Here is a 22,696-nt window from a genome sequence, read left to right as displayed (position 1 = left end):
TCAGTTTCAAGTATCTTTACTATCTAATTTTTTTTGAATTTGCCTTCTGGATTTAATCAATCCACCGAGCATTTTTCCTACTTCTCTGCATTCGGTAATCATTTCCTCTGCTTTTGAGTTTTCTATTATGTTGACGGCTTTAGCAAACATCAGTTGTGTTCTTAACTCACCGCTAGAACCTTTTGAAATATCCAAAAACCGTATGTATTCTTTATTTGATGTCCTTTCAAAACCCTCAGCAATGTTTGAAGGAACTGACAAAGCCGTCTTTACTAGATGATCTTTAATAACATAGTTTTTATCGAGTTTTGTAACTTCAAAAATATCAACCGCTAACTTGAAGCTCCTTTGCCAAACTCCTAAATCTTCAAATGATTTTATTTCCATTTTTTTAAAAATCTATATTTAAAAGAAATCACTAAACCTAAGTTTTATTAATACTTTGACAGTTGTTCCATTTCTTCCCCCCAATACTTCAGCTAGACTCTATTTTCTCGTACCTTTTCCCTCGTACCTTTTCCCTCTTCTCACAGCTTCGCCCTCTCAGTCACATTTCTTTGTGCTTAGCGGGCTGCAATTGGGGTGGACTACCTTTTAAGAAGTAGTCTTATTTTTTATAAATCACCAATGAATCATTGCTTTCACACAAAGAATCATTAACAGTGAAGTTTACTTGTTTGCCAATTAATTCTTGCAAACGAAAAGTTAAGCGCTCTAAGTATTCTTCTGATAGGTTATTACCTTTGATCAACACATCCAAATATCCGGAATCTAAGCCACGGCTATAATCTCCAATGAGGGAAATTTCCTCCACATCACCCATTCGTTCCAAAACAGTGTCAACAAGTTTGTCGAATCCCAAATACTTTCGGGTGAGGTCTTTCAAGCTTTCGAAATAGGGATGATTGTAATTTGCTGTGTAATCTATCTTATTTTTATCATTTACCTTCAACAATAAACCTGCTTCTGATAGATGATTCAATTCCTTACGAATGGCATTGGTAGATTCTCCAAATTCCTCAGCCAAACCCCTCAAATGCGCTACATTCTGGGGATTGCTAAAAAACTTGACTAAAAGTTTTAAGCGTGTCTTTGAAGTAATTAAAGAATCTAACATAATTGCCGTAAAAACTGCGCAACAAAAGTACTCACCCTTTTGTGTTTACAAAAAGATTTTCTCACTTTTTTTCATAGCCCTATCCCCCACTTTCTTCAATCAAAAAAGAAAAAATTGCAAATTATTCACATAAACAGACGCTTTATTTATTTGAAATACATATTTCTGCAAGATTTCTTCTGTTAAACTGGTTGAAAAAATATTTTTGAAAAATAGCTGGAACTACGAAAACATAGGAAAAAGGAACCGCGAATTTCACAAATTACACGAATAAAAATCTCTTGATAGGATAGAAAGTCTTATGTCTAGCGTCTCAGGTCTAATTTTGGCTCACATAGTTCGCAATTAACGCTAATTGGTTTTAGATATGAGCTATATATTTAGGTAATCTTAATTATTTTCTGCCATCTCATTCTACATTTTTCATTCCTCATTCTACATTTCTGTCCCTGTTCACTACTAACTGCTCACTACGCACTGTTCACTATACACTGTTCACTATACACTGTTCACTGACATGTGGACTGTCGAACGTGGACTGATAACATAGTTACTGGAAATAGTCTTCTTCACTCCCAACTCATTATTTCAACTTTATTTCCACCTTATTTCTACTTTATTTCATTTAAACCCCATCGTCTACTTACGACAAACAAGTCTTGTTTCTTGCATCTTGATTCTTTGTCTCGCTTCTCGCTTCTAGTCTCACGCTTCTAAAAACTCACACTCCATAATAGCCTTCCCGCTTATTTTGCAAGATACTTTTCAGTAATCCCCCAGTTAAACCTGAAAATCCTCCAATTAGAAACCCGATCACAAATGTTGCTACAAACAAGAGATTTTCATTACTTACACCCATCAATACAGCCATTTGCTGAGGTAGGTGGGACGCAGTTTCTACTGTAATGACGAATGCCTTTACTAGCCATGCAAGGCCGAATCCAAGTCCGCTGCTAAAAAAAGCTACTGTATTGTTTTTGACTAGGAAAAAAGCTCCTATTCCTGTCAGAATCATCAACACCCAAAATGAGAAAAATCCACCTACAAAGAAAACTAAAAGAAACACCAAGAACAATTGTGCGATAAATCGTATCATCATTTTGAAAATTTAGTGGTAAATAAAATTCCTTCTCGTGAATTCTTGGTTCGCAAGTCAAAGTTTGCATAGGAACCTATGGCCCAAGTTTTAAGAAAATGATCGTAAAACTTACTCCCGGGATTACCTGATTGGCCTCCTGGGTAAATGCCGTAAGCTTTGATTTGATCACCCATTTCCACAACCATTCTCCAGCTTGCTCCATGCCTGGAACTAGTAGCATTTAAAATCCCCGCACCTCCACCAGTATATACACCCGACCTACTGAATGACTTGAAATTTGGCACTAAATGCTGCACAGTCGTATTTTTATAGGTCGCCCAAGAATACTCTTCATTTTCTTCATTCCATACCTTCATGAAAGATATAAGCTCTTTATATGCCTCCTTGACCAAATCAGCCCCTGACTCTATCTGTGGGGTTTCAGGTTTATCAAAAAACTCACTTTCAGGCTCTTCCGCTAACAATAAGGTGGTTTGATACTTATTTGGTAAGAGTATGGGATGATTCTCTTTTTTCCATTTATCCCAGGTCAGCTCATAGAATTTATCCCACCAAACTTGAAAAAGTGTAGGCTCTGTTTGATTAGGATGTGTGTAAAAGTTCCATTCAGCCAATTGATAAAAATACCTCGCATCCTCTGAATCAGGATCAGTACTTTCATCAAAATCCAATAAATTAAGCATTATTGGCAATGCTTCAGCTGCATGTAAGTTGAAGTTATCAAACTGCAATTGCTGCATATCTTCTATTGTAATAGCTTGCATTTCTTCCAACCGTGAATTTAGCCGTCTATTTCTATAATGCTCATATGATCCGTCAAAGACAAAATAGGGATAGGATGGATCAACCGGATGCTGATTGGCTGAGGACACATACCCTCTAGCAGGATTTAAAGTAGCAGGATTGTGTTCGTTGGGAATAAAACCTTGCCATTCATACGCTGGATCATTTCCATCCATCAAGAACTTCCCTTGCTGAGCCCATTTAAGGGGAAATCTTCCTTGGACTTTCATAGCAATATCCCCAGATTTGGATGCAAAAACGAAATTTTGAGCAGGAGAAGTGTAATGGTTTAACGCTTCTATGTAGTCATCATGATCTTTGGCTTTATTCAATTCCAGAAAAGTTCGTTGCTCATTGGATTCCATGTGGGCCGTCCAACGCAAGGCGTAATTTACATCTGAACGATCCCCTCGAAAACTTTTGTCAAATACGATCGGGCCATGATGGGTATAAACAATCGTGTCAATGAAATCCTCTTGACCTTTGATCTTAAAGGTCTCGATACGAAATGTACTCTGAATATAGCGATCGTTGTATAAATACTCTGCACGATTTCCATCTTTGAAAGTGATTTTATACCAATCTCTAGTATCCCTGGTTGCATTGGTCACACCCCATGCTATATGCTCATTGAAACCAGAAATAATCCCTAAAGCTCCTGGTAAACTCGCACCTTTCACAGTATGATCGGGCGTAGAAAGCTGTAAAGAGTACCAAATGGAAGGTAAGTTTAAACTCAAGTGTGGGTCATTGGCAAGAATAGGCGATCCAGAGGCGGTTTTTGAACCATGCACTGCCCAGTTATTGCTCCCCGTACCTTCCACTGGCTGCGTTAGGTTTTCAAAAGAAATGGAATCTTTAGGATACTGTATTCCCTGTGGCTGGGAAACTGGCAACGGCTCAAAATCCCATATTTTGCTGGCCTCAATGATAGGGTCATTGTCTCTTGGGAAATCAGGGTAAAGCTTACCCAAGACCGTCGAACCCAACATATTTCGAAGGTTAGTAAATTCCAAATCGCGATCCCCCACCAACATATCAGCCATGTATTTTAATAATAGCATAGATTTATATGCGGACCAAGACTCCGGACGGTAATTAAGAATTTTGTATTCCAATGGAAGTCTAGCAATTGAAAGGTTGTCAATGTATTGATTCACTCCATCTGCGTAAGCTTCAACCAATCGGATTGTCTCAGGCTCATTTTTTTCTAAATATTGCATAGCTACCTCGGCAGCATAAGGCAAACCTTTCCTTCTCGCCATACGGTCAATGTCTAACGCAATATCCCCTACAATTTCAGAAATTCTCCCCGAGGCCGCCATGGTTTGAAACTCCATTTGCCAAAGTCGATGTTGAGCTGTTACATAACCCTGAACGCGGTAAAGGTCCTCATCATTTTCCGCGAAAATATGAGGAATCAAATGCTCATCATATACGACCTCAACTGTCCCTTTTAAATTTTTTAAAGCTATGGATTCCTGAGCAAGCGCATCTTCACTGTAGGCATGTTGCCAAAAACCATGGTGTGGATCCAATAAAATACCTAAAGGAGGTATTGAGTTAATAGAAATGGATAAAACTACACCTAGCGATGCAGTGATGATAAGGGTTATCAAGAAGCCTATATAGCGCATATATTGGTTATGTAGGGGTTAGGGTGAATGCAAACAAATATAGTTGGTAGCATTCTTATAATTGCAAAAAAACGGAAAAAAATTTGGATCTTTTCAAGAATTGCTTGGGTCAGGATCTAGTACACCGTCATCTATTCAATAAAACAAAAAAATCGTCAAGCTTATGGCTAACAGGTTTTTAATTTAAATATCATTTTACCTTAAATCCCGATAACTCGCCAGTTCAAAAAAATACTGAACAGCTTCTCTGATATGAACTCATGAAGGAAACTAAAATAAAGAAGGTTTAGGCTGTCTGCGATAATTCAACACATAGCCTAAACCTTCAATACTACTGACACCAAACTGTTAAGGTATTTCCTTCTTAAATGTAGCTTGGTATTAGGAAAGGAAATAGTCGTATATTTTTACTGAATAACGATTGGTAGTACTAACCGCTCCCATCTGACGATGATTCCAGGAGACTCAATGGCAATACTTAATTGTTCTTGACTTTCTTCTTGCCATTCAGGAGAGGATTCTACTCTCAAAACGTCATTTACTTCTTTGTATTGAAAATGTCCATGTTCTAGATCCCATTCGGAATTAAAAATCACAGTCCACTTGCCGGATGCTTTCGGAATTGTGAAGATAGAATATCTTCCGGCTGCTAAGGTCTCCCCTTCTACTATAACATCTTTATTGATATCAATATAAGTGGACTCATTGGCTCCGGTTCTCCAAACTTCATTATACGGGACCAAGTCGCCCCAGATCACTCTGCCTTTCACAGAAGGTGCTCCATACTGTATGGTTGCTTGAGCAGACCCTACGGAACCTTCAATTGTGCGAAGTGGACTAGCTCTTTGTTCAGTTGCCTTCACCTCTGTTTGGGAAGATTCTTCCGTTTCTGATGTCTCTGCTGATTTTTCGGAACCACATGAAAACAACAGCATACTGCTGGATACAAAGCAAATGGTTAAGAATAGATTTATTTTTTTCATAGTTTCATGAATTTTATCCCCGAAGATAAATAAAAATCCTTTTGCCATCAGCGTTAAGTTTGTATTTTTCACCATTGAATCCACCATCCTTTTCAAAAAATTTATGATTGTAAAAATGAAATTACTCACATACGTCGCCTCTTTTTCTTTGCTTTTGGCGCTATCTTCTGGATGTCAGCAGCAAGTAAACATCGAAGCTGAATCAGTAGACCTCCCGTTTGAAGGACCTAATCCTTGGCCTGAGATCAGAAAACAACGTATTCAGCAATTACTTCCAGAAGCTATGCAGGCTGCAAATGTAGATGCTTGGATTGTCATTTGCCGTGAAAACAATAATGACCCCATAGCAAAACATATCGGAGGGGAAAATGCAGGAGGTACTGCTTTGTTTCTTTTTTACCTGGAAGGAAATCAAGTGGTGTCAAAAGTCTTCTCTCCTGTTGGGGAAGCCACTGCTTTAGCAGAATTGGCCATCCATGATGAGGTTATTCCTGTTGGAAGAGGTAGCTCTGCAATCAGGTCAGGGGCTGAGTTTATCAAAGAAAAAAACTTTAACCGCATTGCTATCAATAGTTCATTTAATGAATTATTGGCTGATGGTCTTAGCTATACACAACGAGCAACCTTAGAAAAAGAACTTGGCTCTTTAGCTTCCAAACTCATTTCCTCTGAGGAATTGATCTATGAATGGCTTGCAGTAAAACTACCAGCAGAAATCGACATCATGACCAAAGCCGCTGAACTGACGGCACAATGGCAGTTAGAAGCATATGCACAGGTAATCCCTGGAACAACCACGGATGCAGATGTAGCCCGTTTCTTGAAAAAGAAAATGGAACAATATGGAGTCAAAGATGGTTGGTCTCCCGATCAAAATCCAAGTGTCAACTCTGGATATGACCGCGGACACTCACATGCTACAGAAAAAGTAATCATGCCAGGTGATGTCATTCAGACCGATTTTGGAATCCGGGTTTGGGATACTTGGGTTTCGGATATTCAGCGATTCGCCTATGTACTACGTCCGGGTGAAACGCAAGCTCCTGATTCTGTACAATTTTACTTTGAATCCTCCATTGGGGGAGGAAAAGCAGCTTTTGATGCCATGAAACCAGGAGTATTGGGCTATCAAGTCGATAAAGCACAGCGGGATTGGATGGAATCGAGAGGGTCTCTTCCTGTTATGTGGAGCACAGGACACCCAGTGGGATATGTTGCACATGATATAGGTCCCAATCTAGGTGGGGGATTACTGCCTGATCCAAGTACAAGACCCGCTTCTGTCAAACCTTTGAAAGAAGGAATGATCTTTGCCTTTGATGGTTTCCACGCTTGGAATCTTCCAGATGGAAATACAAAAACCATGTCAGTCGAAGAAATGGCTGTGGTAACTAAAGATGGAGCAAAGTATCTTATTGAACCGCAGACTGAATTGGTGTTGATTAAGGGGAAATAGATACCAGAGTTGTAAAGGAGAAAGGATAAGGAAGAAACAAGAGGCAAGAGACCAGCATCAAAACTTAGTTTTTTGAAAGAAATACGATGGTCTTACTATTGAAATAACGTGGAACTATTGATGAGGGGCAAAATAAAAAACATTTCTTGAAACCAAGTCAATAGTCCACTGCCGAGAGCTCACAGAAAAGTGTTAAATACAATTATGGTCCTATCGGCTAGCAAGGAAAGGGGGGCTAAAATAATCAACCGGAAAACCACGGGATTCAAGAGGAAACTTCACTCCATGGCTTGAAATCCACGTGAATTGGTGGTTGACCTGAACCTAACTTTTCCCTTTCTCCTTTAACCTTTTCCCTACCAATTCGCGTAAAATGTAAGCTATCGGAACAATAAATTTGACATGAAACACTAGATGAGAGATGCTATTTTAGTAAAAATTATTCTTCGGGTGATTTGTGAAATTAGTGGTTCCTTATCATTGCTCAATGTTGATTCCTAATTCCCCCACTGCTCAATTTTCACTGTTCACCACCAATTCTCCTCCCTTTACCACTCCTACAACCGAATACTGATTGAGGGTCAGGCAAAAATCGATATCCTCCTCGATTCCGTGATTTTGAAGACGCTTGGAATGGGCTGCCTGACTGAGAAAAAGTTTGAGTCTATGTTCATTAGATTCGTATAAACTCCGCATTGCAATCGTAGCGTCGCAATCGGTATGCATTCTAGGAACTAAAAGTTTTGCCAAAGCCCCTGCATACAAAGAATCTTCCAAATTAAACTTTCCTTTCCAACCCGCACATACTATCAAAACATCTTCTTTTTGCTCCAATAAATAGTTTGCAGTAGATTCTAAGTTAATGAAAGCTCCCAAAACAATTTGATTAGCAAAGGAAGCTGTTTTCTCAATTGCTACCGTACCATTAGTGGTTGTCATGGCAATCCTTTTCCCAGCATACTGCCCATTTGTATAGGCCAAAGGCGAATTTCCTAACTCAAAGCCTGAGGCAGTCTTCCCATTTCGCTCACCAGCTATGACATAGCCTTCTGAAGCTTTGGCTCTGCAACTTTCCAAATCCATAATGGGTAGAATACTACTCACACCATTGGCTAAGGCAGCTACCATGGTTGAAGTTGCACGAAAGATATCTACAATCACTACATTCTTTGCTGCTACTTCATGCAAAGGCAAAAGATCAGGACTCAAGCAAGTTTCAATTGTTGCCATCAGATAATTTGGGGGATTAAGTGGATGAATAAACCTGTGAAGGTGAAGGCAAAAAATAAACGGAAAACACAACGTTTTCCGTTCCATAAAACACTTATTTATTTTTTATAAAGGGGAAGCTTTTCCACTGTAGCAGGAATATATTTGTTTCTAATAGCAATTGCTATCTTGGTCCCAGGGCTTGAAAAAGCAGTCTGTACGTACCCCAACCCAATGCCTACACCCATGGATGGCGATTGTGTTCCAGAAGTCACCTCACCTATTACCTCACCTGCTTCGTTGACAATTGGATAGTGAGCTCTAGGAATTCCACGCTCATTCAAAATAAACCCTACCAACTTTTTCTCGACACCAGCCTCTTTTTGTTTTTTGAGATTCTCAGAATTTACAAAGTCTTTGGTAAACTTGGTAATCCATCCCAAACCTGCTTCCAAAGGAGACGTTTCATCGTTGATATCATTGCCATATAAACAATAGCCCATCTCCATTCTCAAGGTATCCCGAGCACCTAAACCTATTGGTTTAATATTAAAGTCTTTTCCTGCTTCAAAAATGGCTTTCCAAACATTTTCTGCGTGTTCATTTTTCACATAAATTTCAAACCCACCTGCCCCTGTGTAACCAGTTCCTGAAATGATAACATCTTGCACACCTGCAAACTCTCCCACTGTAAAGTGATAAAACTTAACTTCTGATAAATTCACTGAAGTCAAGGATTGAACAGCCTCAATAGCTTTGGGGCCTTGCACAGCAAAAAGCGAAAGTTGATCGGAAATATTCTTGAGATGTGCGCCCATCGTATTGTTCTGATTAATCCATGCCCAATCTTTATCAATATTGGAGGCATTGACTACCAACATATATTTTTGATCTTCAAATTTGTAGACGATCAAATCATCCACAATCCCACCTTTATCATTAGGGAAGCAAGAATATTGTGCTTGACCATTGACAAGCTTGGATGCATCGTTGGAGGTGACTTTTTGGATCAATTCCAAGGCATGGGGTCCTGTAACCATGAATTCTCCCATATGGGAAACATCAAAAACACCCACTCCTTCACGCACGGTTTTATGTTCCTCGATATCTGAAGAATAACGCACCGGCATATTGTATCCAGCAAAAGGAACCATCTTACCCCCCAAAGCCACATGGAGGTCATTGAGTTGAATTTTCTTTATTGAATCTTCCATTATTGGGTTTATTTCTTTTAGGGCAAATGTAATGAATCGATCTCATAGCCTCACTATGATTATTGATAAGTGATAGGTAGATTTGGTGATTGGTTGAAAGGTAAAAATACCAGTTTAGGCATCAATTCTACCAAAACAGTACTCCTAAGCGCCCCTCTACTTGTCACGGGCTGTAATGTACAAATAAAGACAGCTCGAATTTGATGGGGCAAAAGAAGGAATATGAAACGTGTTTAATCCAATCCTTAGGCTGTTTACTTGATATTTCGCCCTTGCCACCTTGACTATTTTATTTGGTAGATGCGTTTATTCACCTTCAAATGTTGGAAAGACAGGTTTAAACCTATAATTTCGAATGATTTTCTAAAACAATTATGATTAGGTTTATTGTCAGCTTATTTTTCTTGGTTTCTTTAGCTCTCTTTTACAGTGTTTATATATCCCCTGAATATTTCCCATACATTGGCTTACTTACGCTCACTAATCCCCTACTCCTCTGTATAAATGCTTTCATTTTCATTAGCTTGGTTTTTGCTAAACGCAAACTAGCCATTCTCCCATTCATTGCCTTGATTGCAGGATGGAAATACGTTGGAACAACTTTTCAATACAACATCCCCACTCCAATTGAAGACCGTATTTCTGTATTGAGCTATAATGTTCATATGTTTAACTACCATCATCAAAAATCAAGCGCAACTCTCAACAGTGAGAATTTAGTCAAATGGATTCAAGATAACCCATCTGATATCAAATGCTTTCAGGAATTTTATCAAGATTTCACTACCCCCTCCAAAAATCACCTCAAACAACTGGCAACCGAGGCAGGCTATGAATACAGCTATCAAATCAATGAGGGTAATGTTAAGAAAAGATCTTACGGGATGGCGATTTTGAGTAAATATCCCATTGTCAATGACGGTAAAGTATTCGAAAACAGAAGAAATAATGGAGTGATATTTGCCGACATAAAAATAGACAAAGATACCATCCGAGTTTATAATGCTCACTTGGAATCTATGAGTATCGATAAAGACAACCTCAACAACCTGGAAGGAATTAAAGAAAACTATCGAGAGACGTTACGCAAATTAAAAAATGGCCAAGTAATCCGGGCATCTCAATTAGATATATTGAAGGAACATATGGATAATTGTCCTTATCCTACCATTCTGGTAGGGGATTTCAACGACGTTCCCTACTCTTACACATACTTTTTCTTACGTAAAAATTTAGACAACGCATTCGAAAAAGCTGGAAGAGGCTTTGGTTTTACTTACAACAGGGTTCTATTCTTTTTGCGAATTGACAACATTTTCTTCGACCCAAGTTTCCAAATTTCAGATTTCAAAACCCATCGGGAAGTGGACTACTCCGATCATTATCCAATCTCAGCAACCTTTGAAAAACCCTTTTTTCTACCCCACCAAAATGATCAGGAATAGGCTTTCCCTTCAAGCGAAATCCAAGACTTGCGTAAATTCAATAACATCACAGGCAATAATATAAGGTCTGCCAGTAAGGCAAATATCAGCGCCGAACCAATAAGCAAACCAGCGTAAAATGTAACCCCAAATTGACTGAGGACTAATACCCCGAATCCAGCCACCAAGATCAACGTAGTAAGAATAATCGCTTTGCCTGTTTCCAAAAATGATCTTTTCAAAGCGTATAACATAGAAGAACCTTTCTTCAGCTCCAGATAAAATTTGGTCATAAAATGTATGCTATCATCCACGGCAATCCCAAAAGCAACCGTAAATACAATGGCGGTAGTTAATTTAAAATCAATTCCAAATATCCACATCATACCAGTCAACCATAGTAAAGGAATGAGATTTGGAATCAACACAATCAAGCCAATCCTCCAAGATCGGAATAAAACACCAGCAATGAATGCTACCAACAAAAAAGCTGTAAATAAGCCTTTCGCTAATTGTTGACTCACGGCTTCATGGCTAATATCAATTAAGTGAGATGTTCCAGTCAAATGTACTATCAAAATCTCTGGCGAAATATGCTTGTCCACATAATTGATCAATTCCTCATTCAGCTGTTTGGACTTCAAACTACCCATATCTGCTGTCCTTGCGCTCAATCTTCCTTTTTGCAAATCCTCTGTCACCATCGGAATAGGACTGTTTTCAAGCATCGAAGGCATCATCTGCTGCACCTTCTTCAATTGACCCTTGGAGGGAATAGTAAAGGCTCGCTCATTCCCATTGTTTAAGCCTTGATGGACAGTTTTTACCAAACTCAGAGGTGAAATGATAGCGCCTGCATCGTAGGTTTCTGCTAAAAATAATTCTAAATTCTCAATCTCCTTTAAAACTTCCAGTTCAATCAATGAATTGACCGAACTTCCCTTGGTGAGTGCAATTTCTAAGGGCTTACTTCCCCCAAAGGATTGATCAAAAAATAAAAAAGATTCCATGAGTGCATTACCTTCAGGAAGGTTATCCAAGATATATCCATTGACTTTTAATTGGCTCAATCCAATAATGGATATCAGGGTAATTGCACCAAAAACTAACGGAATACTTTTTTTATACGAAATCACCCATAAAAAGAATTTCCGCATAGACTTTCTCCAAAAAACGATTATCTGTGGCCGATCTTTGACCGGTAATGGAGGGAGTAAATACAAAAGCCCTGGGGTGATCAAGATCATGGATAAAAACATCCAACCAACTCCTAATCCAGTATACAAACCAAAATAGCTAAGAGTAGGAATTTGAGTGAAATACAAAGACAAAAAACCAAGAGAAGTAGTCAGACTTGTAAGAAAAACCGCCAAAATCAGTCCAGAAAAAGCAGCCTGAACAGCTTGTTCATGGGATTTTCCATCTCGAACATATGTCAAATAGTAGTTGAGAAAATGAACAAGACCTGCTAAACCAATAACCGATAAAATAATCGGTTGCATCACTGTCATCACATCCAAAGGCTTACCCATCAATAACATCCAAGCCAATGTCCAACCAATACCCAAAGCAATGACAACCAAAGGAATTACGACTCCCCAAATGGATCGGAATAAGATAAACAGAATGGTCACGATCAATATAATCCCAACTCCCAAAAAGAATGAGAACTCCTCTTGCAATAAGGTTACGAAAGCTCCTTGAGCCTTTATTTTCCCTGCGGTCTCTACCCTATCAAAATTGGCAATTTCTATCAATTGACGAATTTCTTCATACAAATCATCTCCCGCTTCTTTTTCAATACGTTGCTCATTTTGCAAGACTAGCAGTAAAAACTGTTCATCAGGAGTATAAAAGCCTTCCCAAATAGAACTTTTTTTAATAGACTCCACCTGTTTCAAATACCTAGCAGAATCTAAAGGGTCTAATACTCGATTCATCCTAACCCCAAAAGGGCTGATAATCGGCTGCTTGGCGGTCAATAAAGATTGCACCCCCTCAACTTTTTCCAAGTTTTGTAACTGATCTTGGAAACTTACTACCTTTTGCAAAAAATCCTGCCGAAAAATCCCTTCTTTGTGATTGATAGCAATCAGTAGATAGTCATTATCATTTTCAAACGTTAGCCGGTGTTCCAAATAAAACTGTAATTCTTCACTTTCCTGCGGAAAAAAACTCTCGAAATCATAGTCAAAACGCACCTGTGGTTGAAAACCTATAAAGGAAAGGGTCAGTAGAAAGGCTATTATTAGCCCCAAGTAGGACTGCTTTTTTGTGAAATTCATCTATAGAGCATACTTATTCCCAACAAAATTGTTGGAAAAGTTACACAACTTTTTCAATTTTAGCTTTTAATCTAAAGAGCAATAATCCATATCCTCATGAAACAGTACCACGACCTGATGCAGCATATTTTGGACCACGGTGTCAAAAAAGAAGACCGGACAGGTACCGGTACCATCAGTGTGTTTGGATACCAAATGCGATTCAATTTGCAAGATGGATTCCCTCTCGTGACGACTAAAAAATTGCACCTACGATCCATCATCCATGAATTGCTCTGGTTTTTAAAAGGGGATACCAACATTGCTTATTTGAAAGAAAATAAGGTCAGCATTTGGGACGAGTGGGCAGACGAAAATGGAGATTTAGGCCCTGTCTATGGATACCAATGGAGACATTGGCCAGATGGAAAAGGTGGTGAAATTGATCAAATCAAAAACCTGATCCATCAAATAAAGACGAAACCTGATAGTAGAAGACATATTGTAAGCGCTTGGAATGTTGCCAATGTAGATCAAATGGCTTTGCCACCTTGCCATACTTTATTCCAATTTTATGTAGCAGAAGGGAAACTTTCCTGCCAATTGTATCAGAGAAGTGCCGATGTGTTTTTAGGAGTTCCTTTTAACATTGCTTCCTACGCTCTTTTTACATTGATGATTGCACAAGTATGTGATCTGGAGCCAGGAGAATTTGTCCATACTTTTGGTGACGCGCATTTATACAGTAATCACCTCGAACAAGCGCATCTCCAATTAAGTAGAGATTTCCGACCCCTTCCAACTATTCAAATCAATCCGGCAGTAAAAGATATTTTCGAATTCACTTTTGAAGATTTTGAATTGCTTAATTACGATCCACATCCTCATATAAAGGCGGCTGTTGCTATTTAGATTTCCCTAGCTGGGTTAAATAATGCATCCAAAAGTTCTTCCGATTCAGTATTGAAACAATGCCCTTCGATACATTCAATGTAACTCAGTCCAGTGACATTTGAAGTGAAAACCTTTTCGGCTGTCAATAGGTCTTGAACTGAAAACTCTCCTTCAATTAGAGGGATCGAAAAGTTTCGTAAGCACTGCATAATTTTAGACCGACCTATGCCTGCAATGCAATGCGTAGAAAGTGATGGTGTGTAGTATACCCCATCTTTTTTCCAGAATAGGTTGGCTGCTCCAGCTTCTGAAACATTTCCTCTATAATCTAACAATATCACATCATCCTGTTGGTATTGTTGGCGCTCCTGATTGGCTAAGACATAAAGTAATGCATTGCTGGTTTTACAATTGGACCATACTTGAGGGTAAACTCTAAATTTGGCAGATATCATCGCAGTTTTTTTGATCCTTGGCGGATAGTGGAATGGCTGAATTTGCAGAGTTTCCAAAACTTTATCAGTTTCAGGGGTATATTTACCCAACCCTCCCCTAAAAACATTCCAACGAACGCGAAGGATTTGGCTCGATGAAAGATGAGAAAAAATTGACCTCTCCAGCTCTTCCTGAGTACTAATTATTTCAGGATCCAAACCCAATATATGCATGCCATGTAATAATCGTACTCGATGCAATTCAAAATCAAGTATTTTCCCACGGGTAAATACCATAGTTTCAAACAACCCATCCCCAAATAAAAATGCTCTGTTATGCAAAAATTCCTCACTAGCTTCCCACAGATGGTCGGTCTTTTTCAAGAATAAAAGTGTACTGAAATCGGTCATTATAATGTTCATTTATGGACAATGAAAGGATTAAATAAAATTATGAGCATTACCACTCATAAATTTTAAGGTTTATTAATGGTGTTTTAAGTACTTAAGTTAATACTTTCGTGGTACAGTTATAGAATAGTTGCTAGATTAGCACATCTTTTGACAAATGTATACATAATGGGTTCAAAAAGTAGTGTATTTGACATGATCGGACCAGTGATGATCGGACCATCTTCTTCACATACTGCGGGAGTAGTTCGTATTGCACGGGCGGCTATCCGTGTCTTAGGAGGCAGTCCTGATTCAGCTGTCATTACCTTTTACAATTCATTTGCAAGAACCTACGAGGGACATGGTAGTGACAAGGCTATTTTGGGTGGCTTAATGGATTTCAAGACAGATGATCCTCATATCAAGGAAGCTTTTGAAATCATCAAAGAAAAAGGCATTCAATACAGCTTCAAGTCTATTGGAAATGCATCTGTTTATCATCCAAATACCATCAAACTGATACTAACCAAGGGTACTAAAACTGTGGAGGTAATCGGAGAAAGCTTGGGGGGAGGATTAATCAATATTGCAGAAGTTGACGGTTTCAATGCCAATTTCACTGCCCAATCTCATACATTAATCATCAAAGCTCAAGATGTAGCTGGGGCCATTGCTTTTATTTCAAATATCATTGCCCAAGAAAAATCAAACATCGCAACCATGTCAGTATCCAGAAAAGGAAAAAATGATTTGGCATGCCATGTAATAGAAATGGATTCAGGTATTCGTGCCACCACCATCGATTACTTAAAAACCATCCCTTGGATACAAGATTTAATTTATATTCCTGATATAGACCTTTAATATGAAAAAAAATTACCTTTTAATTTTATGGAGCCTAACCATCACTTTTGCTTCTTTTGCACAAACAGGACAGCAAGGGGTAATGGACTTAGAAACTTGTATTGAGATTGCGCTAGAAAACAACCTCAATTTACAAAGAAGTCAGGTAGCACTCGCACAGCAAGAGGCCAACTACCTCGCGAATCAAGGACAAAGAATTCCAACCTTAAGTACAGGTGCGAGTTCAGGCTATCGTTGGGGACGATCCATCAACCCAGTGACAAATCTCTTTGAAAACAATCGAATTGGAAACATCAATCTCTTCGCCAATTCAAACGCAACTATATTTGCTGGTCAACAAATAAACAATAGTGTTCGACAATCAAAAGTAGACATCGAGGCTGCCTCTTACAATGTTGCTGCTACAGAAAACTCTATTACATTAAATGTGATCAACCTGTTTATCAATGTTGTATTTGCAAAAGAACAGTTGAATATTGCTCAAAATCAACTCAATACTACCAAGGAACAAATGGCAGTAACTCTCAAGTTGGTGGACGCAGGTTCTTTGCCACTTGCGAATAAATTGGACATCCAAGCACAGAATGCTACTAATGAGTTAGAGGTCATCAATGCCAGCAACAACCTAAGAATTGCAAAATTAAATTTAGCACAAGCCATGCAGATCCCATTCGATGATCGAATGGATGTTTTGGCTCCAGAGCTAGATACAGATGCTTTTCAAATGGCTCAAAACGATGTGGATGAAATCTTCGCCATCGCGTTGGAATTGATGCCCGAAATCAAAGCTGCCGAGTTAGGCATTGAAAGTGCAAATATCGGAGTTAGGATAGCAAGAGGAGGATACCTTCCTACTTTAGGAGTAGGTGTCAGTGCATTTTCAAACTTTATTGATCAGGCTGTTTTTGGCGAAGTCCCTGCTTTCAACACACAAATCCGGAATAATTTTTCAAACTCAGCAAACTTACAATTAAATGTCCCTATTTTTTCAAACATGAGAAACCGGGCAAACGTCCAACGAGCAAGATTACAAAAAAGACTGGCAGAGATTCAAGAAGTAGAAACTAAAAACCAGCTACGCCAGGATATTGAAAGTGCTTACACCAATGCTTATGCATCCAGATTATCATATCAAGCATCGTTAACCCGTGTAGCCTCTTTGGAGGAAGCATTTAGAATTGCCCAACAGCGTTTTGATGCAGGAGCGATCAATTTTGCTGACTATCAGCTGGCGCAAAACAATTTCTTCAATGCGCAGGCTGATTTGATCACCTCAAAATACACCTTTATCTTTCGAGTGAAGGTACTTGACTTTTATTTAGGAAATCCATTAAAACTATAACAGAACAATACCAATGGCTAAAAAGCAAAAATCTAATAAATTGATCTATATCCTTTTAGGAATTTTAGGTTTTGTAATTGTTTTCGCAATTATCGGTCGCAGTGCAGGGTGGATTGGAGGACCAAAAGAGGTAAGCGTAGAGGTAAGTACAGCGAAAAAAGCAACGATCATCGAAAAAGTAAGTGGGTCTGGCATAATTGAACCTGAAATCGAAGTTAAACTTAGCCCAGATGTAGCAGGTGAGATCATCGAACTAAATGTGGTGGACGGTGACTCTGTAAAGGTCGGCGATCTATTGGTGAAAATCCGCCCCGATAACTTCATATCAGCACTCGATAGAGCTCGGGCCAATCTCAATCAAAATAAGGCAAATCTGGCACAATCCAGAGCTAACCTCAAACGCTCTGAAGCTCAGTTTGTTAGAGCCGAATTAGAATATAAGAGAAATGAGCGACTTCATAAGGACAAGGTCATTTCGGATGCAGATTGGGAACAAATACAAGCTACATTCTTTACTGCTTCCAATGATTTGGATGCAGCACAACAATCTGTAATAGCTGCTGAATTTATCATTAAAAGTGCTCAAGCTACCGTAGATGAAGCTGCTGAAAACCTACGATTAACAAATGTTTATTCTCCTGTAAATGGTATTGTATCCAAGCTTTTGGTTGAAAAAGGCGAACGTGTGGTAGGTACTCAACAAATGGCAGGAACAGAAATGCTTCGTTTAGCAGACCTTGCCAGAATGGAAGTTCGGGTAAATGTAAACGAAAATGATATCATCCGTATCAGTTTGGGAGACACTACGCTCATTGATGTAGATTCCTATGCATCTACAGGAAAGAAATTTAAAGGTGTGGTTACCTCTATTGCCAATTCTGCCAACACAAAAGCTAGTATTGATGCAGTGACCGAATTTGAGGTGAAAATTAGAATCATCAACGAATCTTATGCGGACCTTGTCACAGCAAGAAACAAATTCCCTTTCAGACCTGGAATGACTGCAAGTGTGGATATCATTACCCAGAAAAAAGAAAATGTGCTTTCCATTCCATTAGGTGCAGTGACTACACGGGAAGATCAAATTACCAAAAATGCTGATGGTAGCACTAAACCAAAAGAATTGATTTTTGTAATTGAAGAAGGCAAGGCCAAATTCAGAGAAATCAAGACTGGAATTTCTGATTTTGATAATATCCAAATTTTAGAAGGTATTACAGAAGGTGAGGAACTGATTGTGGGCCCATACTTTGTTGTCTCCAAACAATTAAAAGAGGGTGATGTTGTAAAAACAGCAAAAGTGGAAGAAAAGAAATAAACCCAACGAATGAATGTAGGATGATGAATCCTCCGTATACAAAAAAGGCCAGAGCAAATTCTCTGGCCTTTTTTGTATAGGTGACTGTGAAAGTGGGAATTTTAGTATTTCAAAAAATCAAAACTCATAAATAAAAAATTTTCTCCATTGGTCGTTATCTTCATCTTCCCAAGTATCTACACTTCCTACGATGAGCTTGCCTTTATATGGAATAAAATAGCGGGTTAGTGGCATATCTATATAACGAGTTTCATTTGTCAATGAATTATGCCTAATTACCGTCATCCGTCGATAATTGAAATCGACAATATCTTGTATCGCAACATTTTTCATTTCCCATTTATCTAAATGAGTTACTACCCTGTATAGTATATGGTCTTCTGCTAATGTGTATAGGTAATCCTTTTCCTTTAGTATTAGATTGAGCTCCTCTCCTTTAGTTGGAGGTTTTACTAATCCTAAAGGTTCAGCGTTAATTCCTAAGAATTTACTTTGAACATTTTGAGTTTGGGTAGAATATGTATACAAACTATCCGAAAACCTGAAATTTATCAAAACCAAAGAATCTTGAAAAGTGGATAAAGAAGCGCCATCCAAGAAGCTCCACAAATACTTTTTTTCAAGCTGTTTTGGATATGGTAGTGCTTGAACAAACTTAGAATTGTGAATATCAAAAACATGAACAGGCAAAACCTTTTGAAAATAACTAGGGTCATCATACCTTACTAAAGAAGAACTTGTTGGGAAAATCAAATGGTTTTCCATTTTTATGGCAGATGAGAAGAATCCAGCTAAATAAAATTCAAATTCACTTTCATATTCATATGTACGTAATAGATGTCCTAAGTCATTATACAAGTAAAAACGCTTTGATGGTATAGGAAAAACTAAAATAGAATCTCTTGTCAATATTTGTACCGCAGCATCAGTTGCGTTAAACCCTTCTGGTCCTTCTCTTGGGATTTGAATAGGAATACCATAAGCTTTTGCTTCCAAATCCAATGGGAAAATGAGCAAATCCCCTTCTTTTGTTCTACCATATTCAAGAAGATGAAGCCTCCCACTTTCTGTATATACAGACCATTTTGTTTGATTTACAAAGTTAAAAGGAAGCTTTACATCAAATTCTTCTACATGCTTAATATCCTCTCTATCAAAGTAGGTATAATCATAGGAAGAATGACAAGAAAACAGTAGAAAAATAACGGCTACGAATTCATAGCCGCTAGTATTACTAAACTTACCAATCATTATAATTTTGCCAAAGCTTTAGCAATTTCTAAAATAACTGTAATATCCGATCTTGAAGCAGATCCAGGTGTTGTACAATCATCTCCAATTTTATTTGTACAATGAGTAACAACATATAATCTACCATCCATAAAATCTAAACCAACATCTGATTTGTAAGACCAACTTGCTTTCAAATTACTTGTACTGAATACAAATAAGAACAAGGTGAACGCGAACATTGACACAATCTTTTTCATTATAGTGTGAAATTAAGTTATTCTTCAAATTTACGGGCATTGAAGTTTTCCCATTATCAAGAATAAAGGATTAGCTAGCATTTTTTATTCTTAATCTTTATTTTGAATGAGTCTTAGGACTCAATTTGTTTAGCAATCTATTTTTGATTTATTTTTCAGTTAAATTAATGCAGCCAAAAGATAAATGAAAAAAAATTGGCTATCTTAAACGTTTATTTAAGTACTTAATTTTACTCCGTCTTTAACCCAAATGCTCAAAGATCTAAAATACCTCAGCGCTTATCTACTGCCCTTGTCCTTTTTACTCGCATTGGTGTTGGGCGGGGTTTGGTCTTGGGCGTCTGTGATCTTAGCGTTTGGAATTTTCCCAATACTCGATGCTTTACTTCCAGCTTCTACTGAAAACCTTTCTCCAGAAAAAGAAGCTGAAAAGTTGTCGAATCGTTTCTTTGATATCTTGCTTTATCTGTGTGCCCCCATCTGCTACCTCCTAATCGGTTTTTACTTTTACAGCATCAGCAATGTACCTATGGAAAACATTGAAAAAATTGGTTTAACCTTTAGCTTAGGAGTAGTCTTAGGGGCATTGGGCATCAATGTCTCGCATGAATTGGGACATAGAGCAACTAAAGGCGAGCAATTTCTTGCAAAAATGGGACTCTTACCCGTCTTATACATGCATTTTTTCATTGAACACAATCGGGGACATCACAAACATGTCTCTACTCCATTAGATCCAGCTACTGCCAAAAAAGGGGAATGGATATATGTGTTTTTCTTTCGATCTATCTTTGGACAGTATCGGAGTGCATGGATGTTGGAGAAGGAGCGCTTAGCAAAAAAAGGGCTTTCCATGTGGACGTGGAAAAATGAGATGATTCGCTTTCAATGCTATCAAATCCTTTATCTCCTGAGTGTTGGGGTGATGTTCGGTTGGTCCATGGTACCCTTTGCCCTGTCCATAAGCTTGATTGCCGTATTACTTTTGGAGACCATCAATTACATCGAGCACTATGGGTTGCAACGACGCTTATTAGAATCTGGTCGTTATGAGCGTGTTTTGCCCAAGCATTCTTGGAATTCTGATCATGAAATGGGGCGAATTGTGTTATTCGAATTGACTCGGCACTCAGATCACCATTACTTGGCATCTAGAAAATATCAACTCCTAAGACATATGGACGAAAGTCCTCAATTACCAACAGGTTATCCCGGAAGCATGCTGATGGCGTTGGTACCCCCATTGTGGATGTGGATGATGAACAAGCGTGTTCCTCAAACACCAACTTTAGTAGCCTCTATGCAATAATTCATTGATCTTATCTCTCATTTCCAAGAGATCTGTCAAGTCCTTGCCCTCTTGATTCAAAGCCTGCAGCAATTGGCTCGGAATGCGTGAAGCTTCTTCATGCATTGCCTGCCCCTTTTCAGTGATATTTATAAAGACTTTACGCTCATCTGCTTCCCCTTTGATCCTTTCCAATAGGCCCATACCTTCCATGCGCTTGAGCATGGGAGTTACTGTATTGGTATTCAAAATGAGTCTTTCCGCAATTTCATTTACACTCAGACCATCTTGTTCCCAAAGTACCAACATCACTAGATATTGAGTATAGGTAAGACCTAATTTGTCCAGATACGGTTGATATCCCCGAATGATAACACGGGACATTGCATAAAAGGGAAAGCAGATTTGATTATCAAGTTTTAATACCTCTTCTGTCATAACTCAAGCCATTTTCACTTTTGCGTACTTAAGACGCCTTTTTTGCCAATATTTTGACCAAATCTTTTTCTATTTGATCCGGTTTGGTAATGGGAGCATAACGCTTCAAGGGTCGACCTTTATCATCAATCAAGAATTTAGTAAAATTCCATTTAATTCTTGATCCTAGAAAACCACCCAAGCGCTCTTTTAGATACTTAAAAATTGGATGTGTGTGAGGGCCATTTACTTCAATTTTGGCAAACATCGGGAATGTTACACCATAATTCAATACGCACCCAGATGCAATGCTAGACGCATCTCCTGGTTCTTGATTTCCAAATTGATTGCAAGGGAAGCCCAAAATTACCAAACCTTGGTCCTTGTATTTCTCATACAACTTCTCCAACCCTTCATATTGAGGAGTCAGGCCACATTTACTTGCTGTATTGACTACTAAGATTGTTTTTCCTTTAAACTCCTCCATAGAAACGTCCTTTCCTTGAAGAGTTTGGGCAGAAAATTCATAAAACTTTGTTGACATGACTTATTTTAAATTTAACGTTACTTGGACATTTCCCTGGATAGCCCTAGAATAAGGACAACTATCGTGTGCTTGCTCCATTAGTTTTTGAGCTTCTGATTCCTCCAAACCATTAATCTCAACATCTAATGTCACCGCCAAATCCCAAGCAGTAGGAGTTCCTTGAATCAAGGCTACATGTGCCGTCACCTTGGAAGAAATCGCCAGTCGTTGAGATTTAGCGATAAAATTCAAAGCATTGTCAAAGCATGCTGCGTAACCTGCCGCAAATAATTGTTCAGGATTGGTATAACTTCCACCCTGCCCCCCAAAAACCTTCGGCAGACGTACGTCCAATTCCAATACGCCATCTGAAGACTTCACACTTCCATTTCTACCGCCAACTGCCGTAGCAGAAGTTTCATATAATTTTTGCATAATGTATTAATTTATATCGTGAGCGATACAAATATATGTAGAATGATTTTATATCGCAAGCGATTTAAATTTCATTTTATAGTTCCAAAAACTCAATCACAATCCAACT

The 22,696-nt window shown here is 38.5% G+C and carries 21 protein-coding genes; 7 read left to right on the top strand and 14 right to left on the bottom strand.

All coding sequences use genetic code 11. The features are described 5' to 3' along the window. Window positions 1–6 precede the first annotated feature (6 nt). The 5 genes from IPZ59_RS10980 to IPZ59_RS10960 all read right to left on the bottom strand — a co-directional run bounded on the left by IPZ59_RS10980 (window position 7) and on the right by IPZ59_RS10960 (window position 5,619). A complete protein-coding gene (locus tag IPZ59_RS10980) occupies window positions 7–387 on the bottom strand; it encodes a four helix bundle protein (protein ID WP_236136093.1) in 381 nt (126 codons plus the stop codon). 220 nt (window positions 388–607) lie between these two features. Continuing rightward, window positions 608–1,117, bottom strand: a complete 510-nt coding sequence (locus IPZ59_RS10975; RefSeq protein ID WP_236136092.1) for a helix-turn-helix domain-containing protein — start codon at window positions 1,115–1,117, stop codon at window positions 608–610. Between the two features lie 721 nt (window positions 1,118–1,838). Beyond that, complete coding sequence (locus IPZ59_RS10970) at window positions 1,839–2,216, bottom strand: hypothetical protein (protein ID WP_236136091.1); 378 nt, start codon at window positions 2,214–2,216, stop codon at window positions 1,839–1,841. Continuing rightward, window positions 2,213–4,636, bottom strand: a complete 2,424-nt coding sequence (locus IPZ59_RS10965) for a penicillin acylase family protein (protein WP_236136090.1) — start codon at window positions 4,634–4,636, stop codon at window positions 2,213–2,215. Before IPZ59_RS10965 ends, IPZ59_RS10970 begins: the two co-directional genes overlap by 4 nt. A gap of 407 nt (window positions 4,637–5,043) precedes the next feature. After that, window positions 5,044–5,619: a DUF2911 domain-containing protein gene (locus tag IPZ59_RS10960; protein WP_236136089.1), complete on the bottom strand. Its 576-nt coding sequence runs from the start codon at window positions 5,617–5,619 to the stop codon at window positions 5,044–5,046. A gap of 115 nt (window positions 5,620–5,734) precedes the next feature. On the opposite strand from IPZ59_RS10960, the gene IPZ59_RS10955 reads away from it, so the two are divergent. Next, the gene (locus IPZ59_RS10955; protein WP_236136088.1) at window positions 5,735–7,075 is read left to right on the top strand and encodes a M24 family metallopeptidase; all 1,341 of its coding nucleotides are present in this window, start codon (window positions 5,735–5,737) and stop codon (window positions 7,073–7,075) included. A gap of 513 nt (window positions 7,076–7,588) precedes the next feature. Here the strand turns inward: IPZ59_RS10955 and IPZ59_RS10950 are convergent. Both IPZ59_RS10950 and gcvT read right to left on the bottom strand, forming a co-directional pair. Next, window positions 7,589–8,305, bottom strand: coding sequence for a 2-phosphosulfolactate phosphatase (locus IPZ59_RS10950; protein ID WP_236136087.1), 717 nt, complete (start codon window positions 8,303–8,305; stop codon window positions 7,589–7,591). A 98-nt stretch (window positions 8,306–8,403) separates the two neighbouring features. Beyond that, window positions 8,404–9,498 carry a glycine cleavage system aminomethyltransferase GcvT gene (gene gcvT, locus IPZ59_RS10945; protein WP_236136086.1) on the bottom strand — a complete coding sequence of 365 codons (1,095 nt, stop codon included), beginning with the start codon at window positions 9,496–9,498 and terminating at the stop codon, window positions 8,404–8,406. Between the two features lie 374 nt (window positions 9,499–9,872). On the opposite strand from gcvT, the gene IPZ59_RS10940 reads away from it, so the two are divergent. Next, window positions 9,873–10,943: an endonuclease/exonuclease/phosphatase family protein gene (locus IPZ59_RS10940; protein ID WP_236136085.1), complete on the top strand. Its 1,071-nt coding sequence runs from the start codon at window positions 9,873–9,875 to the stop codon at window positions 10,941–10,943. On the opposite strand, the gene IPZ59_RS10935 is transcribed toward IPZ59_RS10940, so the two are convergent. Then, window positions 10,934–13,207 carry an efflux RND transporter permease subunit gene (locus tag IPZ59_RS10935; RefSeq protein WP_236136084.1) on the bottom strand — a complete coding sequence of 758 codons (2,274 nt, stop codon included), beginning with the start codon at window positions 13,205–13,207 and terminating at the stop codon, window positions 10,934–10,936. The two genes, IPZ59_RS10940 and IPZ59_RS10935, sit on opposite strands and share 10 nt — an antisense overlap. Before the next feature lie 96 nt (window positions 13,208–13,303). Between IPZ59_RS10935 and IPZ59_RS10930 the strand changes: the two genes are divergently transcribed. Continuing rightward, complete coding sequence (locus IPZ59_RS10930; protein WP_236136083.1) at window positions 13,304–14,098, top strand: thymidylate synthase; 795 nt, start codon at window positions 13,304–13,306, stop codon at window positions 14,096–14,098. Here IPZ59_RS10930 and IPZ59_RS10925 read toward each other — a convergent pair. Beyond that, on the bottom strand, window positions 14,095–14,925 hold the full coding sequence (locus tag IPZ59_RS10925) for an aminotransferase class IV (protein ID WP_236136082.1): 831 nt from the start codon (window positions 14,923–14,925) through the stop codon (window positions 14,095–14,097). The genes IPZ59_RS10930 and IPZ59_RS10925 overlap by 4 nt on opposite strands. A gap of 168 nt (window positions 14,926–15,093) precedes the next feature. On the opposite strand from IPZ59_RS10925, the gene sdaAB reads away from it, so the two are divergent. From sdaAB to IPZ59_RS10910, 3 genes are read left to right on the top strand one after another with little or no spacing between them, the layout of a single operon-like run. Beyond that, window positions 15,094–15,771, top strand: a complete 678-nt coding sequence (gene sdaAB / locus IPZ59_RS10920; protein WP_236136081.1) for an L-serine ammonia-lyase, iron-sulfur-dependent subunit beta — start codon at window positions 15,094–15,096, stop codon at window positions 15,769–15,771. Between the two features lies 1 nt (window position 15,772). Further along, a complete protein-coding gene (locus IPZ59_RS10915; RefSeq protein ID WP_236136080.1) occupies window positions 15,773–17,113 on the top strand; it encodes a TolC family protein in 1,341 nt (446 codons plus the stop codon). Window positions 17,114–17,126: 13 nt separating this feature from the next. Then, entirely contained in the window at window positions 17,127–18,431 is a 1,305-nt protein-coding gene (locus IPZ59_RS10910; RefSeq protein ID WP_236136079.1) for an efflux RND transporter periplasmic adaptor subunit, read from the top strand. A gap of 117 nt (window positions 18,432–18,548) precedes the next feature. Here the strand turns inward: IPZ59_RS10910 and IPZ59_RS10905 are convergent, their stop codons facing one another. Both IPZ59_RS10905 and IPZ59_RS10900 read right to left on the bottom strand, forming a co-directional pair. Then, complete coding sequence (locus IPZ59_RS10905) at window positions 18,549–19,682, bottom strand: hypothetical protein (RefSeq protein WP_236136078.1); 1,134 nt, start codon at window positions 19,680–19,682, stop codon at window positions 18,549–18,551. Then, a complete protein-coding gene (locus IPZ59_RS10900; protein WP_236136077.1) occupies window positions 19,682–19,858 on the bottom strand; it encodes a hypothetical protein in 177 nt (58 codons plus the stop codon). Before IPZ59_RS10900 ends, IPZ59_RS10905 begins: the two co-directional genes overlap by 1 nt. Before the next feature lie 313 nt (window positions 19,859–20,171). Here IPZ59_RS10900 and IPZ59_RS10895 point away from each other — a divergent pair, with 313 nt between their 5' ends. Continuing rightward, window positions 20,172–21,230, top strand: a complete 1,059-nt coding sequence (locus tag IPZ59_RS10895) for an alkane 1-monooxygenase (protein ID WP_236136076.1) — start codon at window positions 20,172–20,174, stop codon at window positions 21,228–21,230. Here the strand turns inward: IPZ59_RS10895 and IPZ59_RS10890 are convergent. Genes IPZ59_RS10890 through IPZ59_RS10880 form a run of 3 tightly spaced genes read right to left on the bottom strand, consistent with a single transcriptional unit; the run spans window position 21,210 to window position 22,587 of the window. Then, window positions 21,210–21,647 (bottom strand): MarR family winged helix-turn-helix transcriptional regulator, encoded by a 438-nt coding sequence (locus IPZ59_RS10890; protein ID WP_236136075.1) that lies wholly within the window; start codon window positions 21,645–21,647, stop codon window positions 21,210–21,212. The genes IPZ59_RS10895 and IPZ59_RS10890 overlap by 21 nt on opposite strands. A 28-nt stretch (window positions 21,648–21,675) precedes the next feature. Continuing rightward, window positions 21,676–22,170 carry a glutathione peroxidase gene (locus tag IPZ59_RS10885; protein ID WP_236136074.1) on the bottom strand — a complete coding sequence of 165 codons (495 nt, stop codon included), beginning with the start codon at window positions 22,168–22,170 and terminating at the stop codon, window positions 21,676–21,678. Window positions 22,171–22,173: 3 nt separating this feature from the next. Then, complete coding sequence (locus IPZ59_RS10880; RefSeq protein WP_236136073.1) at window positions 22,174–22,587, bottom strand: organic hydroperoxide resistance protein; 414 nt, start codon at window positions 22,585–22,587, stop codon at window positions 22,174–22,176. Window positions 22,588–22,696: the final 109 nt, after the last annotated feature.

The sequence above is a fragment of the Mongoliitalea daihaiensis genome, assembly GCF_021596945.1.
Lineage (GTDB): Bacteria > Bacteroidota > Bacteroidia > Cytophagales > Cyclobacteriaceae > Mongoliitalea > Mongoliitalea daihaiensis.
Note: the sequence above shows the minus strand (reverse complement) of the source record. Positions and strands in the feature narration are given on the sequence as shown.

What these genes read in the sequence shown, in the direction of transcription:
- IPZ59_RS10890 (WP_236136075.1), bottom strand. Translation starts at nt 21,647, where the DNA reads ATGACAGAAGAGGTATTAAAACTTGATAATCAAATCTGCTTTCCCTTT.
- IPZ59_RS10880 (WP_236136073.1), bottom strand. Translation starts at nt 22,587, where the DNA reads ATGCAAAAATTATATGAAACTTCTGCTACGGCAGTTGGCGGTAGAAAT.
- IPZ59_RS10925 (WP_236136082.1), bottom strand. Translation starts at nt 14,925, where the DNA reads ATGACCGATTTCAGTACACTTTTATTCTTGAAAAAGACCGACCATCTG.
- IPZ59_RS10975 (WP_236136092.1), bottom strand. Translation starts at nt 1,117, where the DNA reads ATGTTAGATTCTTTAATTACTTCAAAGACACGCTTAAAACTTTTAGTC.
- IPZ59_RS10960 (WP_236136089.1), bottom strand. Translation starts at nt 5,619, where the DNA reads ATGAAAAAAATAAATCTATTCTTAACCATTTGCTTTGTATCCAGCAGT.
- IPZ59_RS10935 (WP_236136084.1), bottom strand. Translation starts at nt 13,207, where the DNA reads ATGAATTTCACAAAAAAGCAGTCCTACTTGGGGCTAATAATAGCCTTT.
- IPZ59_RS10885 (WP_236136074.1), bottom strand. Translation starts at nt 22,170, where the DNA reads ATGTCAACAAAGTTTTATGAATTTTCTGCCCAAACTCTTCAAGGAAAG.
- gcvT (WP_236136086.1), bottom strand. Translation starts at nt 9,498, where the DNA reads ATGGAAGATTCAATAAAGAAAATTCAACTCAATGACCTCCATGTGGCT.
- IPZ59_RS10965 (WP_236136090.1), bottom strand. Translation starts at nt 4,636, where the DNA reads ATGCGCTATATAGGCTTCTTGATAACCCTTATCATCACTGCATCGCTA.
- IPZ59_RS10950 (WP_236136087.1), bottom strand. Translation starts at nt 8,305, where the DNA reads ATGGCAACAATTGAAACTTGCTTGAGTCCTGATCTTTTGCCTTTGCAT.
- IPZ59_RS10980 (WP_236136093.1), bottom strand. Translation starts at nt 387, where the DNA reads ATGGAAATAAAATCATTTGAAGATTTAGGAGTTTGGCAAAGGAGCTTC.
- IPZ59_RS10905 (WP_236136078.1), bottom strand. Translation starts at nt 19,682, where the DNA reads ATGATTGGTAAGTTTAGTAATACTAGCGGCTATGAATTCGTAGCCGTT.
- IPZ59_RS10940 (WP_236136085.1), top strand. Translation starts at nt 9,873, where the DNA reads ATGATTAGGTTTATTGTCAGCTTATTTTTCTTGGTTTCTTTAGCTCTC.
- IPZ59_RS10895 (WP_236136076.1), top strand. Translation starts at nt 20,172, where the DNA reads ATGCTCAAAGATCTAAAATACCTCAGCGCTTATCTACTGCCCTTGTCC.
- IPZ59_RS10915 (WP_236136080.1), top strand. Translation starts at nt 15,773, where the DNA reads ATGAAAAAAAATTACCTTTTAATTTTATGGAGCCTAACCATCACTTTT.
- IPZ59_RS10910 (WP_236136079.1), top strand. Translation starts at nt 17,127, where the DNA reads ATGGCTAAAAAGCAAAAATCTAATAAATTGATCTATATCCTTTTAGGA.
- IPZ59_RS10970 (WP_236136091.1), bottom strand. Translation starts at nt 2,216, where the DNA reads ATGATGATACGATTTATCGCACAATTGTTCTTGGTGTTTCTTTTAGTT.
- IPZ59_RS10955 (WP_236136088.1), top strand. Translation starts at nt 5,735, where the DNA reads ATGAAATTACTCACATACGTCGCCTCTTTTTCTTTGCTTTTGGCGCTA.
- IPZ59_RS10930 (WP_236136083.1), top strand. Translation starts at nt 13,304, where the DNA reads ATGAAACAGTACCACGACCTGATGCAGCATATTTTGGACCACGGTGTC.
- sdaAB (WP_236136081.1), top strand. Translation starts at nt 15,094, where the DNA reads ATGGGTTCAAAAAGTAGTGTATTTGACATGATCGGACCAGTGATGATC.